General features: G+C 61.4%; 13 protein-coding genes. 10 read left to right on the top strand and 3 right to left on the bottom strand.

The genetic code is table 11. The features are described from left to right. Window positions 1–23 precede the first annotated feature (23 nt). Window positions 24–959 carry a Ppx/GppA family phosphatase gene (locus tag B1722_RS00950; protein ID WP_086790926.1) on the top strand — a complete coding sequence of 312 codons (936 nt, stop codon included), beginning with the start codon at window positions 24–26 and terminating at the stop codon, window positions 957–959. Between the two features lie 123 nt (window positions 960–1,082). Here B1722_RS00950 and metE read toward each other — a convergent pair whose 3' ends face one another. Further along, window positions 1,083–3,371, bottom strand: coding sequence for a 5-methyltetrahydropteroyltriglutamate--homocysteine S-methyltransferase (gene metE / locus B1722_RS00945; RefSeq protein ID WP_086791510.1), 2,289 nt, complete (start codon window positions 3,369–3,371; stop codon window positions 1,083–1,085). A 392-nt stretch (window positions 3,372–3,763) separates the two neighbouring features. Here metE and B1722_RS00940 point away from each other — a divergent pair, with 392 nt between their 5' ends. The 4 genes from B1722_RS00940 (at window position 3,764) to yecR (ending at window position 7,472) form a co-directional block, all read left to right on the top strand. Further along, entirely contained in the window at window positions 3,764–5,140 is a 1,377-nt protein-coding gene (locus B1722_RS00940; RefSeq protein WP_086790925.1) for a pyridoxal-phosphate dependent enzyme, read from the top strand. Further along, window positions 5,137–6,309: a cystathionine gamma-synthase gene (locus B1722_RS00935; protein ID WP_041062583.1), complete on the top strand. Its 1,173-nt coding sequence runs from the start codon at window positions 5,137–5,139 to the stop codon at window positions 6,307–6,309. Before B1722_RS00940 ends, B1722_RS00935 begins: the two co-directional genes overlap by 4 nt. Window positions 6,310–6,817: 508 nt before the next feature. Then, entirely contained in the window at window positions 6,818–7,132 is a 315-nt protein-coding gene (locus B1722_RS00930) for a hypothetical protein (protein ID WP_041062586.1), read from the top strand. 31 nt (window positions 7,133–7,163) lie between these two features. Further along, a complete protein-coding gene (yecR, locus tag B1722_RS00925; RefSeq protein WP_041062589.1) occupies window positions 7,164–7,472 on the top strand; it encodes a YecR family lipoprotein in 309 nt (102 codons plus the stop codon). A gap of 1 nt (window position 7,473) precedes the next feature. On the opposite strand, the gene B1722_RS00920 is transcribed toward yecR, so the two are convergent. Next, window positions 7,474–9,099, bottom strand: a complete 1,626-nt coding sequence (locus B1722_RS00920) for a hybrid sensor histidine kinase/response regulator (protein WP_086790924.1) — start codon at window positions 9,097–9,099, stop codon at window positions 7,474–7,476. A 114-nt stretch (window positions 9,100–9,213) separates the two neighbouring features. Between B1722_RS00920 and B1722_RS00915 the strand changes: the two genes are divergently transcribed. Next, entirely contained in the window at window positions 9,214–9,828 is a 615-nt protein-coding gene (locus B1722_RS00915; protein ID WP_086790923.1) for a response regulator transcription factor, read from the top strand. A gap of 54 nt (window positions 9,829–9,882) precedes the next feature. Further along, window positions 9,883–10,077, top strand: coding sequence for a PLDc N-terminal domain-containing protein (locus B1722_RS00910; RefSeq protein WP_041062599.1), 195 nt, complete (start codon window positions 9,883–9,885; stop codon window positions 10,075–10,077). 95 nt (window positions 10,078–10,172) lie between these two features. Here B1722_RS00910 and B1722_RS00905 read toward each other — a convergent pair whose 3' ends face one another. Beyond that, the gene (locus B1722_RS00905; RefSeq protein ID WP_041062602.1) at window positions 10,173–11,171 is read right to left on the bottom strand and encodes a bile acid:sodium symporter family protein; all 999 of its coding nucleotides are present in this window, start codon (window positions 11,169–11,171) and stop codon (window positions 10,173–10,175) included. 84 nt (window positions 11,172–11,255) lie between these two features. On the opposite strand from B1722_RS00905, the gene B1722_RS00900 reads away from it, so the two are divergent. The 3 genes from B1722_RS00900 to B1722_RS00890 all read left to right on the top strand — a co-directional run bounded on the left by B1722_RS00900 (window position 11,256) and on the right by B1722_RS00890 (window position 15,058). Beyond that, window positions 11,256–12,044 (top strand): helix-turn-helix domain-containing protein, encoded by a 789-nt coding sequence (locus B1722_RS00900; protein WP_086790922.1) that lies wholly within the window; start codon window positions 11,256–11,258, stop codon window positions 12,042–12,044. 139 nt (window positions 12,045–12,183) lie between these two features. After that, the gene (locus B1722_RS00895; RefSeq protein WP_086791508.1) at window positions 12,184–13,896 is read left to right on the top strand and encodes an amidase; all 1,713 of its coding nucleotides are present in this window, start codon (window positions 12,184–12,186) and stop codon (window positions 13,894–13,896) included. A gap of 184 nt (window positions 13,897–14,080) precedes the next feature. Then, window positions 14,081–15,058: a TerC family protein gene (locus B1722_RS00890; RefSeq protein ID WP_041062608.1), complete on the top strand. Its 978-nt coding sequence runs from the start codon at window positions 14,081–14,083 to the stop codon at window positions 15,056–15,058. Window positions 15,059–15,103: the final 45 nt, after the last annotated feature.

Genomic DNA, 15,103 nt, shown 5'->3' with positions numbered 1-15,103 from the left:
ACGGATGCTTTGCAGGGATTCCCATGAAACAAGACGCCTCGCTGTTTGCCGCCATCGACCTGGGTTCGAATGCGTTTCGCCTGATGATCGGCCAGTCGGTACGCAGTCGACAGGGCTTGATGATTCAGGAGGTCAAAACCCTGCGTGAGCCGGTGCGACTGGCCGAAGGTTTCGAAGGCGGTGCTCTGGACGCACTGGCGCTGGATCGGGGCTGGCAGGCGCTGGCGCGGTTCGGCAAGAAACTGCGCGGATTCGAGGCCGGCAAAGTGCGGGCCGTGGCAACCAGCGCGGTACGCGAGGCCGACAATGCGCAGCTGTTTCTGCACAGCGCCGAACGTCATCTGGGGTTTCGCATCGATGTCATTTCCGGCCATGAAGAGGCGCAACTGGTCTATGCCGGCGTCGCCCATTCCCTGCCGGGCGCTGAAGACATGCGGTTGGTGGTCGATATCGGCGGTGGTTCAACCGAGCTGATTCTCGGCCAGGGGTCGCAGCCGCTGCTCACCGAAAGCATCGCCATCGGCAGCGGCACGCTGGGCGCACGCTATTTCCCTGACGGGCGCATCGCGCCCGGTGCGCTGCAGGAAGCCGAACGCGTGGCTATCCTGCAATTCGAGAAAGTCGCCCGCCGCTACCGCGCACAGGGCTGGCAGCAGACCATTGGCTCGTCCGGCACGGCGCGGATGCTGGCGAAAGTACTCAAGGCCAATCGCTTGAACGACCTCGGCCAGGATGGCATTACCTATGGTGGGTTGTTGCGTTTGTCGCTGTTGCTGCTGAAGGTGAAGAACGTTCAGCAGTTGAAGCTGGCAGGTTTGCAGCCGCATCGCCAGAGCATTTTGCCCGGCGGATTGGTATTGATGCTGGCGGCGTTCAAGGCATTCGGGATTTCGCAGATGGTGCCGTCGGAACCGGGGCTGCGCCTGGGTGTGCTGCATGGTTTGATGAGCCGGCACTGATACCCTACACACTCCAGTGTGGGAGCGGGCTTGCCCGCGAAGGCGGAGTGTCAGTCGAGAATTATTCAGCTGACACTCCGCTTTCGCGAGCAAGCTCGCTCCCACAGGGTTTGTATTCAGGCTTCAGGCCAGTTCTTTGCGCAGTTGCCGGGCAGCGGCAACCATATGCACCAGCGCCGCTTCAGTCTCCGGCCAGCCACGGGTTTTCAAGCCGCAATCCGGGTTGACCCACAACCGTTCCGCCGGAATCCGCTGCGCTGCCTTGCGCAGCAAATTGGCCATCTCCGAAGCATCGGGAACGCGTGGCGAGTGGATGTCGTAGACACCCGGGCCGATCTCGTTCGGATAGGCGAAGGCTTCGAAGGCGTCGAGCAACTCCATGTCCGAACGCGAGGTTTCGATGGTGATCACGTCGGCATCCATCGCAGCGATGGACTCGATCACATCGTTGAATTCGCTGTAGCACATGTGGGTGTGAATCTGGGTCTCGTCACGCACCCCCGAGGCGCACAGGCGGAACACTTCAGTGGCCCAGTCCAGATAATGCTGCCACTGCGCGCGGCGTAGCGGCAGACCTTCGCGGAAAGCGGCTTCGTCGATCTGCACGATCCTGATTCCGGCGGCTTCCAGATCCACCACTTCGTCACGGATCGCCAGCGCCAGTTGCCGCGCCTGCACTTCACGGGACACGTCTTCGCGGGGGAACGACCACATCAGCATGGTCACAGGTCCCGTCAGCATGCCTTTCATGACCTTGCCGGTCAGGCCCTGAGCATAGCGGATCCAGTCCACGGTCATGGCTTGCGGACGGCTCAGATCACCGAAGATCACTGCCGGTTTCACACAACGTGAACCGTAGCTCTGCACCCAGCCAAAACGGCTGAACACGTAGCCGTCGAGTTGCTCGGCGAAGTACTCCACCATGTCGTTGCGCTCGGCTTCTCCGTGCACCAGTACATCGAGGCCCAGTTGCTCCTGGATCTCCACAGCGTGACGAATTTCGCTGTACATGGCTTCGGTGTATTCGGCTTCGCTGAGCTTGCCTTGCTTGAACGACTGACGCGCCAGACGAATCGAGGCGGTCTGCGGAAACGAACCGATGGTGGTGGTCGGGAACAGCGGCAGGTCGAGGCCGGCGCGCTGCTTGGCGATGCGCTGGGTAAACGGCGATTGGCGCTGGCTGTCCTGCGCTGTAATGGCCGCCACACGGGCCTGCACCGCCGGTTTGTGAATACGTGGCGAGGCGGCGCGACTGGTCTGTACCGAGCGGCTTTGGGTCAAGGCGCGGAGCACTTTTGGTGACTCAGGCTCGTTGACGGCCTGAGCCAGCACGGCGACTTCTTCGCACTTCTGCACGGCAAACGCCAGCCAGCTTTTCAGCTCGGCATCGAGCTGGTCTTCGCGGCTCAGGTCCACCGGACTGTGCAGCAGCGAGCAGGACGGCGCGACCCACAGCCGATCCCCCAGACGTTCATGCGCATGCTGCAACGTCGCCAGCGCATGTTCCAGATCGCAGCGCCAGACGTTGCGACCGTTGACCAGGCCCAGCGACAACACTTTGTAGGCCGGCAGGCGATCAAGAATGGTCGGGTACTGTTCCGCTGCACGCACAAGATCGATATGTAACCCATCGACCGGCAGATTGGCGGCCAGACCGAGGTTTTCTTCCAGACCACCGAAGTAAGTGGCGAGCAGCTTTTTCAACGGATCGCGCTGGATCTGGTTGTACGCACGCTCGAAGGCGTTCTTCCATTCCTGCGGCAGGTCGAGCACCAGAATCGGCTCGTCGATCTGCACCCATTCCACACCGAGTGCGGCGAGGCGCGCGAAGATCTGCCCGTACAGCGGCAGCAGGCGGTCGAGCAATTCCAGCTTGTCGAATGCGGCGCCTTTGGCCTTGCCCAGCCACAGATAAGTCAGCGGACCGATGATCACCGGTTTGACGTTATGGCCGAGGGCACGTGCCTCTTCGACTTCTTCGAACAACTGTTCCCAACCGAGCTGGAACTGTTGATCGGCGCTGAATTCCGGGACCAGATAGTGGTAGTTGGTGTCGAACCACTTGGTCATTTCCTGAGCGTGTGCACCGCCGCAGCAGCTGTCGCTGACACCACGGGCCATGCCGAACAGGGTCTGCAGCGTGGCTTTGCCGTCGTGCGGACGGAAACGCTCGGGGATCACCCCGAACATCAGCGAGTGAGTCAGCACCTGGTCGTACCAGGCGAAATCGCCCACCGGCAGCAGCTCGATGCCGGCGTTTTTCTGCAGGTCCCAGTGGGCCTTGCGCAGTTCACGACCCACTTCACGCAGGCCGGCCTCGTTCAGCTCTCCTTTCCAGAACGCCTCTTGCGCTTTTTTCAGTTCGCGGTCGCGACCGATGCGCGGAAATCCGAGGGAATGGGCCAGTGCCATGACAAACAACTCCAATGTCTTGTTGATGGCGGCCATTGTCGGGATCAGGCACTGGTGAGACAAACTCATTTTAATCTTGATGATCACAAGTTTCCCTCATGATCGAACGTCACCTGTATGCCCGCTGAAAACATGTTTTGCCCTGCAGGATATTCATCCGCGAATCAAGCTGGCGAGCGCGGTCACGACGCCCTTTGAATACTCAATGGCGCCTTGATGTAAACCCTCTGAAACCGCGCCGTTGCAGGCTTCGATTCTGTTCTATGGTTAGATCGAAATGGCAGTATCTGCGGCTGACTAATGGTTGCGACAGATCCTGTCTGCGCCTATGTTGCACGCGAGCTTTTCCCCGCGAATGGAACGCGATCAACACCACTACAAGAGGTGAAGAAATGTCAAAGGATTCACGCCCTGCCGTACTTGGGCTGATCGGCAACACGCCGCTGGTACAAGTTACCCGCTTCGATACCGGCCTCTGCACACTGTTTCTCAAACTGGAATCACAAAACCCCGGCGGCTCGATCAAGGACCGCATCGGTCTGGCGATGATCGACGCCGCTGAACGCGATGGGCGCCTGCAACCAGGTGGCACCATTGTCGAGGCCACCGCCGGCAATACCGGTCTGGGCCTGGCACTGGTCGGCCGGGCCAAGGGCTACCGCGTGGTGCTGGTGGTGCCGGACAAGATGTCCACCGAGAAAGTCCTGCACTTGAAAGCCATGGGCGCCGAAGTGCACATCACCCGCTCGGACGTCGGCAAGGGCCACCCCGAGTATTACCAGGACGTCGCCGCCCGCCTGGCGAAAGACATTCCCGGCGCGTTCTTCGCCGACCAGTTCAACAACCCTGCCAACCCGCTGGCACACGAGTGCAGCACCGCACCAGAGATCTGGGCGCAGACCGAGCATGATCTGGACGCGATCGTGGTCGGCGTCGGGTCTGCCGGCACCCTGACCGGGCTGAGTCGCTTCTTCAAACGCGTGCAGCCGGATCTGGAAATGGTCCTCGCCGATCCGGTGGGTTCGGTGATGGCGCAATACAGCCGCGACGGCACGATGCCGACGCCCGGTTCGTGGGCGGTGGAAGGCATCGGCGAAGACTTCATTCCGTCGATCACCGACCTCGGCAGCGTGCGCCACGCTTACTCGATCAGCGACGAAGAAAGCTTCGATCATGCCCGACAGTTGCTCAAGGCCGAAGGCATTCTCGGGGGTTCGTCCACCGGCACCTTGCTGGCTGCCGCGTTGCGTTATTGCCGCGAACAGACCGAGCCGAAACGTGTGGTCAGCTTCGTCTGCGACACCGGCACGCGCTATCTGTCGAAGGTCTACAACGACCAGTGGATGACCGATCAGGGCCTGTTGCAGCGCAAACGCTATGGCGACCTGCGCGATCTGATCGCGCGACGTTTCGAAGACGGCCGCGTGATCAGCGTCGGCCCCGACGACACCCTGCTGACCGCGTTCCAGCGCATGCGTCTGGCGGATGTCTCACAACTGCCGGTGCTGGTGGAAGGCAAACAACTGGTCGGCGTGATCGACGAATCCGACATCTTGCTCGCGGTGCACGAAGACGCCGCGCGCTTCAGTCAATCGGTGTCCAGCGTGATGACCGACAAACTGCAAACCCTCGCACCTGGCGCCCATCTCACCGAGCTCGAAGCGGTTCTCAGTCGTGGCCTCGTGGCGATCATTGCCGACGCTTCGGGCTTCCATGGTCTGATTACCCGCACCGACATGCTCAACCAATTACGGAGATCCCTCGCATGAGTCAGCACGACGATAAATCCCAAGGCTTCGCGACCCGGGTGATCCACGCCGGGCAAACGCCTGACCCGACCACCGGTGCGCTGATGCCGCCGATCTACGCCAACTCGACGTACCTGCAAGACAGCCCCGGCGTGCACAAGGGCTTTGACTACGGGCGCTCGCACAACCCGACGCGTTTTGCGCTGGAACGCTGCGTGGCGGATCTGGAAGGCGGTACCCGCGCGTTCGCTTTCGCGTCCGGGCTGGCGACGATTTCCACCGTGCTTGAACTGATCGATGCCGGTTCGCACGTGATCTCCGGCAATGACCTGTACGGTGGCACATTCCGCCTGTTCGACAAGGTGCGTCAGCGCAGTGCCGGGCATCGTTTCAGCTACGTCGATCTGACTGACCTGGCGGCGTTCGAAGCGGCGCTGCAGGACGACACGCGCCTGGTGATTGTCGAGTCGCCGACCAACCCGCTGCTGAGCCTGTCGGATCTGGCCGCGATTGCACGCATCTGCCGCGCACGCGGGATCATCAGCGTTGCCGACAACACCTTCGCCAGCCCGTATATCCAGCGCCCGCTGGAGCTTGGTTTCGACATCGTGCTGCACTCGACCACCAAGTACCTGAACGGTCACTCCGACGTGATCGGTGGTATCGCAGTGGTCGGCCAGAATGCCGAACTGGCGGACAAACTCGGCTTCCTGCAGAACGCGGTCGGCGCGATTTCCGGGCCGTTCGATGCATTCCTGACGTTGCGCGGGGTGAAAACCCTGGCGCTGCGCATGGAACGTCATTGCAGCAACGCACTGGAACTGGCCAAGTGGCTGGAGCAGCAGCCGCAGGTCAAACGCGTTTACTACCCAGGCTTGCCGTCGCACCCGCAGCACGAGTTGGCCAAACGGCAGATGCATGGTTTTGGCGGGATGATTTCGGTGGATCTGAACAGTGATCTGGAGGGTGCACGGCGCTTTCTGGAAAACGTGAAGATCTTCGCACTGGCCGAAAGCCTCGGCGGCGTCGAAAGCCTGATCGAGCATCCGGCGATCATGACCCACGCGACCATTCCCGCTGAAACCCGCGCCAAACTGGGCATCGGCGATGGCCTGGTGCGTCTGTCGGTGGGCGTCGAAGACCTCGAAGACCTGCGCGCCGATCTGGCGTATGCGCTGACGAAAATCTGATCCTGCAACAACGACAAAGCCCGCAGTGATGCGGGCTTTGGTTATTCGAGTAGGCGGCCAGTGCTGGTCTCTGGCTTACAAGGTTTATCGGGCCTCTCACAGTACAAAAGCAACCATGGAAAAAGAACGGTGCTTTGCTGCCTCACACGGCATAAGGGCTGGATCTCAGCGCGGAGATCTTTCTAACCGTGTACCCTTCGGAACGCGCCCCACGTCCCCTTGCTATCCGCTTGCGCATCAGTCTGCGTCTTCGCCTACACCTTTGAGGCTAGCAAACGCCATCGGCTGATGGGTGAGTGTTTTTAGACTGATTTCCTTTCTGCGCCCCTTTGCAAGGAAGCGAAAAGACTATCGGCTTCACGGCTCACTAGCACATTTGTGCTAATCGACCGCCCCGCCCCCCGGCGCTATATTCCCTCGCAACCCCCGATGTTCCCCAACATTGCCACTGTGCAGTGCGCGGGATCGTTGTGCCTGGAAATCAGAACAACACCAAGGAAGAAGCACCATGAAACTGCATTCCAATCTGTGCAAAGTGGCCATTGTCGGCGCCCTGATGCTGGGCGCCAGCGGTTGCCAGACTGCTAAACCCACCGAAGCCAGCATGAAAGAACGGGCCCAGACCGTCATCGGCAAACCGGTGTCGAAAATCGACAACATCCGCAGCGACAGCACCCTCACCTACTACACCGCGTATACCTCGGCCGGCGAGTACAACTGCGAGTTGCCCAGCGGCGCGATTATCGCGGTGGCGAGCATGGGCATCATGACTCCGCCGCTGTCTTGCCTGCCCAAAGGTGCCTCACCGATCCCCGTTCAGTAATTGATTTCTCCGGTAAAGGACGACGTTCATCATGAAAATCCTGATCGCTACTCTCACCCTCACCGCCCTCGCCCTGACCGGCTGCGCCACGCCCAAACAGTGGGAAGCCACCGGCGGCAGCAAGAACGACGGCGTGGTTCAGGTTTCCTACGAACTGGGCCAGTTCGAAAGCGGCCAGACCAACGCCGCGCAAGGTCTGACTGTCGCGATGGAGCGCTGCAAGACCTGGGGTTACAAGAACGCCGAGGTGACCGGTTCGGAGAAAAACATCTGCCGCACCATGGGCCAGTACAACTGCCTGCAAACCACCATCACTCAGGACTACCTCTGCAAGCGTTGAGTCAAACCTGCTCGGCCGGCTCGGTTTGCCGGTCGCGCAGGCTGCGTAAGGTCGCGCGTAGCTCGGCCGGGCGTACCGGTTTGGACAGGATGGCAATTTGGCGGTCGTGCAAGGCCGCCTGTATTTTCTCGATGTCATGCCCGGTGATGATCATCGCCGGCACCGCAAAGCCACGCTGGCGCCGCACCTCGTCAATGCACTCGATGCCCGTGGAATGTGGACCCAGATCGTAATCGGCGACGATGATGTCGCAATCGGTGACCAGCCCCTGCCCGCTCAACTCGCCCTGCACCACACAGCCCCAGCGCTCAAGCAGCGCCGACGTTGCCAGCAACACGTTGCGATCGTCCTCTACCAGACACACCTTCAACCCGGTCAACAGGCCGGTCTGCCGCACATCGTCACGCATGGCCGGCAACTGCGGCGCCACGGCCACCGGCAAGCCATACAGGGAGACCGCCGTGCCGCGCCCAAGCTGCGAGCGCAAGGCCACATCGACGCCGATCAACTGCCCCAGACGCTTGACGATCGACAGTCCGAGGCCGACGCCTTCCACGTCCTTGTCGCGCACCTGACGCACTCGATAAAACTCCTCGAAGACCTTCGGCAGATGCTCCTCGGCAATGCCATTGCCGCGGTCATAAATCACGATGGCCAACTCGCTGCCGCGTTTGCGCACGCCGATCAGCACCGGGCGTTGCGCGCCGTATTTGAAGCAGTTGGAAAGCACGTTCTGCACCATGGTCGCAAGCAGCGCCGGATCGCTCCGCACCCAGTGTCGGCACGGGCGCAGGCGCAATTCCACACCGGCCCAGCGCGCAGCTTCGGCGTTCTGGCGGACCAGGTCGGCCAGCCACTCGCCCAGATTGAACACCTGCAACCTGGGCAGAACGCGCCCGTTGTCGAGGGTGTAGAGGTCAAGAATCGAACGGAATAACTGCGAGACGTTGAGCAGCGATCGGTCAATGTTGTCGACCAGTTGCCGCTCCTGCTCACCCAGCCGCGATTCACGCAGGCACGCCGTGAACAGACCGATGGAGTGAATCGGCTGGCGCAGATCGTGGCTGGCCTGGGCGAGAAACCGCGACTTTTCCAGATTGGCTGCGACGGCTTCTTCAGAGGCCTTGCGCGTGCGCTCCAGCAGCAAGTGCGCGTAGAACGGAATCACCGTGCTGGTGAGCATCAACATCAGCACCATGTACGGTTGCGCCTGCCACACCGGCGTCAAGCGATAAACCGCCAGCAACGCCAGCAGCGCCAACCCCGTGGCGATCGCAAGATAGCGCGAGCCATAGCGCATGCCATTACCGAGGTTGACCCAGATGATCACCGCGTACAGCGGCAACGCCGCTTCACCGCCGAGCACCAGGCCGAAACAGGTGCCGGTGTAATCGTGGATCATCGCGAATATTCGTCGCGCCGGGTAATGCCCCGGCCAGCGCGCGATGGCCTGGCGCAGGACAATCGACGCCAGCAGAAACAGCGTGATGTAGACCACCACCGGCAGATAGACATCGAAGCGCTGACCCGGCAATACACCGAGCACGCAGATGTAAACCATGGCAATGCTGGCGATGATGATGCGCAGATTGGCCTGATCCAGCTCGGTGTTTTTCTCGAACTTCATGGGCAACGTCCTTGTGCGACAGTCGTCAGTTTCAGCACCGGCCAGCAGGCAATCCGCGTCTGCGGTGCTAAGGTGCATGCCGTAAACCACGCCTGATCCAGGGAGGGTCACGCCATGACCGGCCGAATCATCATAGCCGACGATCACCCGTTGTTTCGCGAAGCCATGCGGCGCACCGTGCAGCGCCTGCTGCCCGAGGCGACTATCGAGGAGGCCGGCGATCTCGACGCCGTGCTGGCCTTGCTGCCAGCCGGCAACGAGCCGGACACGCTGATTCTCGACCTGCGCTTCCCCGGTCTGACCTGCATCAGCCAACTCGCCGCGCTGCGCCAAAAACTGCCACGCACCACATTGATCGTGGTGTCGATGGTCGACGACGAAACACTGATCGGCGAAGTAATGGCGGCCGGCATCGACGGCTTCATCGGCAAGAACATCGCCCCGGATGAGATCGGCCAGGCGATACTGGCGATCCGCGAAGGCGAAGTGCTGGTCAGGTTCGCGCCGTCCGGGTTGCTGCCACTGGAGACCGGCACCGCCCTCACCCCGCGTCAGCAGGATGTGTTGCGGTTGATCGCCCAAGGCAAGACCAACAAGGAAATCGCCCGCGAGCTGGATATCTCGCCGTTCACCGTGCGCATCCATGTGTCGTCGTTGTTGCGCACGCTCAATGTGCCGTCGCGGGCAGCCGCTGCGGTGAAGTATTCGGGAGGCAGTGGCGCAATTTAAATGAACCCTGCGCGCTTGGGCTCACCTAACTGAAAGACCATCAGGAGGTAGCCCATGCAAATTGAACCCGTCTGGATCGTACTCGCCGTCGTTCTTGTGATCATTGAACTGTGGGCGATCAACAGGGTGCGCAAGAGCGCAGGCAAAGGCAGCAATAAAGGCGTGTGGATTATCGCCATCGTGTTCCTGCCCTTGTTTGGCCTGATTGCCTGGGCACTGGCCGGCCCGAAACACGTTACGCAGGATTGATACAACACAATCCCCTGTAGGAGCTGCCGCAGGCTGCGATCTTTTAAAATCAAAAGATCGCAGCCTGCGGCAGCTCCTACCAGGGAAGCGGTGTTTTACGGATCAACCTGCGCCATCAACTCCGGCACCGACTCCGGCCGTTTCGCGTAACGCTGCGCCAGCACTGCACAGACCATCAATTGAATCTGATGGAACAGCATCAGCGGCAGGATCAACACGCCAATCGTGCTGCCGGCAAACAACACCTGCGCCATCGGCACGCCGGTGGCCAGACTCTTCTTCGAACCGCAGAACAGAATGGTGATGCGGTCTTCCTGGCTGAAACCGAACGCCTTGCCCAGCAAAGTCGACGCCAACAACACCAGCGCCAGCAGGATGCAGCAGACCACCACCAGCCCCAGCAGATCGACCAGCGGAATCTGATGCCAGATGCCTTCGTTGACCGCCTCGCTGAACGCGCCGTACACCACCAGCAGAATCGAACCCTGATCGACAAACTTCAGCCAGTTTTTGTTGCGGCCGACCCACGCGCCGATCCAGCGCCGAGCGATCTGCCCGGCAATGAACGGCAGCAGCAGTTGCACGCTGATCTTCAGAATGGCATCGACGGTCGAACCGCCGTCACCGTGCACGTTCAGCAGCAGCGTCACCAGCAACGGCGTGAGGAAGATCCCGAACAGGCTCGATGCCGCCGCACTGCAGATCGCCGCCGGAATATTGCCCCGGGCCAGCGAGGTGAAAGCAATCGCCGACTGCACGGTGGCCGGCAACGCGCAAAGGTAGAGCATGCCCATGTACAGCTTGTCGCCGATCAGCGGTGACAGCAGCGGTTTCAACGCCAGACCGAGGAGCGGGAACAGCACAAAGGTCAGGCCGAACACCAACAGGTGCAGGCGCCAGTGGCCGGCACCGGCGATGATCGACTCACGCGAGAGCTTGGCGCCATGCAGGAAAAACAGCAGCGCGATGGCGATGTTGGTCAGCCAGCCGAACCCGACCGCGACCTGACCGCTGGCCGGCAGAAAACTGGCCAGCAGCACGACGCCGATCAGGGTCAGGGTGAAATTGTCGGGCAGGAATCTTGGGCGGGTCATGGGTTTGTTCTTCCGGGGTTGCCAGTACGTGACTGCGACTCTAACGTGAGCAGAAATTACCGACTAACGCCGAAGAGCCAACAGATGCCGCCTAAAGGACATGAGAAAAGCTTCCGGCGCAGCATTCCCGGGTTGCCCAGCCTGCCCCGTCCGCTGTACGGGCGCACCGAGTCGCTGCCCAATCGCGCGCTGACCCGACGTCACAGTCACCCGTGGGTGCAATTGTCGTACGCGATTCAGGGCGTGCTTGAGGTGCAGACCAGCGCCGGACGTTTCGTCGCGCCGCCGGAGCGCGCGGTGTGGATTCCGGCGGGCGTGCCGCACCGAGTGTTCAGCTCGCCGCACACCGAAATGCGCAGCCTGTACATCGATTGCAGCGTGGCCGGCTGGGCGCTTGAGCGCTGTCATGTGCTGGGCGTCAGCGACCTGCTGCGCGAGCTGATTCGCGCCTTCAGTTTGGTCCCGGTGGAATACGACGAGAGCGGCGCCCATGGCCGGTTGGCCCAAGTGATCCTCGATCAGTTGGCCGAGGCGCCGCAGATCGACCTGATGCTGCCGCTGCCGCAGGACAGCCGTCTGCGGCAGATCTATCAAAGTTTGGAGCAACATCCAGAACAGCAGACCACACTGAACCATTGGAGCGAAAAATTCGGTGTCACCGAGAAAACCCTCAGCCGACTGTTTTTACGCGACACCGGCCTGACCTTCCGCGCCTGGCGTCAGCGCTTGCGTCTGTTGGGTGCGCTGACCCCGCTGGAACGCGGCGAACGGGTCACCGACGTGGCTCTGGCCTGCGGTTATGACTCGACCTCGGCGTTCATCGCGGCGTTTCGCCAGCAGTTTGGTGAAACCCCGGGCGAATTTTTTCGCTGACTTTTGTCGATATTTATCGAATTAGCGCATGCCATTCGGCAAAGTTCAGGGTAGAGTTTCGCCCATACGAAATTCTTCACGCATTTCGACGATAACCCTAATGACCCAACCCTTTAGCGAACCTGTCGGCGGTAACAGCATGATCGAAGTCACTGAAGTCTCCATTGCTCAATTACGCGCGGCGCTAGAAGCCGGCCAAACCACCGCGGTTGAACTGGTGCAGGCCTATCTGGCCCGGATCGACGCCTACGACGGCCCGAACACCGCCACCGCACTGAATGCCGTGGTGGTGCGCAATCCCCAAGCACTGGCCGAAGCCCAGGCGTCCGACACGCGCCGGGCCAAGGGCGAAACCCTCGGCCCGCTCGACGGCATCCCTTACACCGCCAAGGACAGCTATCTGGTCAAGGGTCTGACCGCCGCCTCCGGCAGCCCGGCCTTCGCCGATCTGGTGGCGCATCGCGACGCCTTCACCATCGAACGCCTGCGCGCCGCCGGGGCGATCTGCCTGGGCAAGACCAACATGCCGCCGATGGCCAATGGCGGCATGCAGCGTGGCGTCTATGGCCGGGCCGAGAGCCCGTACAACGCCGCCTACCTGACCGCGCCGTTTGCCTCTGGCTCGTCCAACGGCGCCGGCACCGCCACCGCCGCGAGTTTCTCGGCCTTCGGCCTGGCGGAAGAAACCTGGTCGAGTGGTCGCGGCCCGGCGTCGAACAACGGTTTGTGCGCCTACACGCCGTCGCGCGGGGTGATCTCGGTGCGCGGCAACTGGCCGCTGACGCCGACCATGGACGTGGTGGTGCCGTATGCACGGACCATGGCCGATCTGCTTGAAGTGCTCGACGTGGTCGTCGCGGAAGACCCCGACACCCGTGGCGACCTGTGGCGCCTGCAGCCGTGGGTGCCGATCCCGAGCGTCGCCTCGGTGCGCCCGGCGTCCTACGCCGAGCTGGCAGTGAAACCCGCGGCACTGGCCGGCAAACGCCTCGGTGTGCCGAAGATGTACATCAACGCCGACCCTGAAGCCGGCACCAGCGAAGCGCCGGGCATCGGCGGCCCGACCGGGCAACGCATCAACACCCGCCCTTCGGTGATCGACCTGTGGAAACAGGCCCGCGCGGCTCTGGAAGCGGCCGGCGCCGAAGTCATCGAAGTGGATTTCCCGCTGGTCTCCAACTGCGAAGGCGACCGTCCGGGCGCGCCGACCGTGTTCAATCGCGGCATCGTTTCCAAGGAGTTCCTGCACCACGAACTGTGGGACCTGTCGGCCTGGGCCTTCGACGATTTCCTGCGCGCCAACGGTGATCCGAAGCTCAATCGCCTGGCCGATGTCGACGGGCCGAAAATCTTCCCGCACGACCCGGGCACCCTGCCCAACCGTGAGGGCGACCTGGCCGCCGGCATGGACGAATACGTGCGCATGGCCGAGCGCGGCATCACCCCGTGGGATCAGATTCCGACTCTGCCGGACGGCCTGCGCGGCCTGGAGAAGACCCGCAAACTCGATCTGGAAGACTGGATGGATACGCTGAAACTCGACGCGGTGCTGTTCCCGACCAACGCCGACGTCGGCCCGGCAGATGCCGATATCAATCCGGAATCGGCGGACGTCGCCTGGAGCAATGGCATCTGGGTCGCCAACGGCAATCTGGCGATCCGGCACCTCGGCGTACCAACCGTCACCGTACCGATGGGAATCATGGCCGACATCGGCATGCCGGTCGGCCTGACCTTCGCCGGGCGCGCCTACGATGACTCGAACCTGCTGCGCCTGGCTTCGGCGTTTGAGGCGACTGGCTCGAAGCGTCAGGTGCCGCCGCGCACTCCGGCGCTGACTGCCGGCAAGTAATCAGAACGGCGGGGTTGAGACCGCAAAAGGTCTCAATTCCCGTCGTCGCTATTCCCCCTCCCTGATCGCGACACTTCGCTTTTCCCGAACTGTTGCTCAGAAATAAGCGATTTTTCTTGCAACCAAAATCGCCGCTAGCATGGCCCTGCCTGACCCTAATTCAATAAAAGCCAGGGAGCCAGCCATGCCAACCACCAACATCAATATCGGCGAACCATGGATGTGGGGCGCGTTTATCGTCTTCGTTCTCGCCATGCTTGCGCTGGATCTGTTCGTTTTTGGCGGACGCAAGGCGCACCGCGTTTCAGTGCGGGAAGCGTCCTGTTGGGTGATCGCCTGGTGTGCGCTGGCGATGGCTTTTGCCGGGTTGCTCTGGTGGTATCTGCACGGCGAGTTCGGCGCCGACATTGCCCAGCGCAAGACGCTGGAATTCCTCACTGGTTATCTGATCGAGCAGTCACTGTCGATCGACAACATGTTCGTCTTCGTGATGATCTTCAGCTACTTCGCCGTGCCACCGGAATTGCAGCGCCGGGTGCTGCTGTATGGCGTGCTCGGGGCGATCGTGATGCGCGCGGCGATGATCTTTGCCGGGGTGTGGCTGGTGTCCCAGTTCGAGTGGCTGTTGTATGCCTTCGGGGTGTTCCTGATCATCACCGGGATCAAGATGCTGATGTTCGCCGAGCAGCAACCGGATCTCGACAAAAACCCGCTACTGCGCTGGGTGCGCGGGCACATGCGAATCACGCAGGGCTTTCACGGCGAGCGCTTTTTCGTGCTGCAGAACGGCGTACGCTGGGCCACGCCGATGTTTCTGGTTCTGGTGCTGATCGAGGCCAGCGACCTGATGTTTGCGGTCGATAGCATCCCGGCGATTTTCGCAGTCACCACCGATCCGTTCATTGTGTTCACCTCGAACATCTTCGCGATCATGGGCCTGCGGGCGTTGTATTTCCTGCTGGCAGACATGGCCGACCGCTTTCATCTGCTCAAGTACGGACTGGCGATCGTGCTGGTGTTCATCGGCGGCAAGATGACGCTGATGCCGTGGTTTCACATGCCGGTGGAATGGTCGCTGGCGGTGGTCGGCGGGGTGATTCTGGGGTCAGTGGTGTTGAGCCTGATCGTCACTCGCAAGGAAGACCAAACTCAATCCCTGTAGGCGCTGCCGCAGGCTGCGATCTTTTTTAAAGCAAAATCAAAAGAT

Source organism: Pseudomonas sp. SCPG-7, from assembly GCF_002156405.1.
GTDB lineage: Bacteria > Pseudomonadota > Gammaproteobacteria > Pseudomonadales > Pseudomonadaceae > Aquipseudomonas > Aquipseudomonas parakoreensis.
Note: the sequence above shows the minus strand (reverse complement) of the source record. Positions and strands in the feature narration are given on the sequence as shown.

What these genes read in the sequence shown, in the direction of transcription:
- B1722_RS00950 (WP_086790926.1), top strand. Translation starts at nt 24, where the DNA reads ATGAAACAAGACGCCTCGCTGTTTGCCGCCATCGACCTGGGTTCGAAT.
- metE (WP_086791510.1), bottom strand. Translation starts at nt 3,371, where the DNA reads ATGGCACTGGCCCATTCCCTCGGATTTCCGCGCATCGGTCGCGACCGC.
- B1722_RS00940 (WP_086790925.1), top strand. Translation starts at nt 3,764, where the DNA reads ATGTCAAAGGATTCACGCCCTGCCGTACTTGGGCTGATCGGCAACACG.
- B1722_RS00935 (WP_041062583.1), top strand. Translation starts at nt 5,137, where the DNA reads ATGAGTCAGCACGACGATAAATCCCAAGGCTTCGCGACCCGGGTGATC.
- B1722_RS00930 (WP_041062586.1), top strand. Translation starts at nt 6,818, where the DNA reads ATGAAACTGCATTCCAATCTGTGCAAAGTGGCCATTGTCGGCGCCCTG.
- yecR (WP_041062589.1), top strand. Translation starts at nt 7,164, where the DNA reads ATGAAAATCCTGATCGCTACTCTCACCCTCACCGCCCTCGCCCTGACC.
- B1722_RS00920 (WP_086790924.1), bottom strand. Translation starts at nt 9,099, where the DNA reads ATGAAGTTCGAGAAAAACACCGAGCTGGATCAGGCCAATCTGCGCATC.
- B1722_RS00915 (WP_086790923.1), top strand. Translation starts at nt 9,214, where the DNA reads ATGACCGGCCGAATCATCATAGCCGACGATCACCCGTTGTTTCGCGAA.
- B1722_RS00910 (WP_041062599.1), top strand. Translation starts at nt 9,883, where the DNA reads ATGCAAATTGAACCCGTCTGGATCGTACTCGCCGTCGTTCTTGTGATC.
- B1722_RS00905 (WP_041062602.1), bottom strand. Translation starts at nt 11,171, where the DNA reads ATGACCCGCCCAAGATTCCTGCCCGACAATTTCACCCTGACCCTGATC.
- B1722_RS00900 (WP_086790922.1), top strand. Translation starts at nt 11,256, where the DNA reads ATGCCGCCTAAAGGACATGAGAAAAGCTTCCGGCGCAGCATTCCCGGG.
- B1722_RS00895 (WP_086791508.1), top strand. Translation starts at nt 12,184, where the DNA reads ATGATCGAAGTCACTGAAGTCTCCATTGCTCAATTACGCGCGGCGCTA.
- B1722_RS00890 (WP_041062608.1), top strand. Translation starts at nt 14,081, where the DNA reads ATGCCAACCACCAACATCAATATCGGCGAACCATGGATGTGGGGCGCG.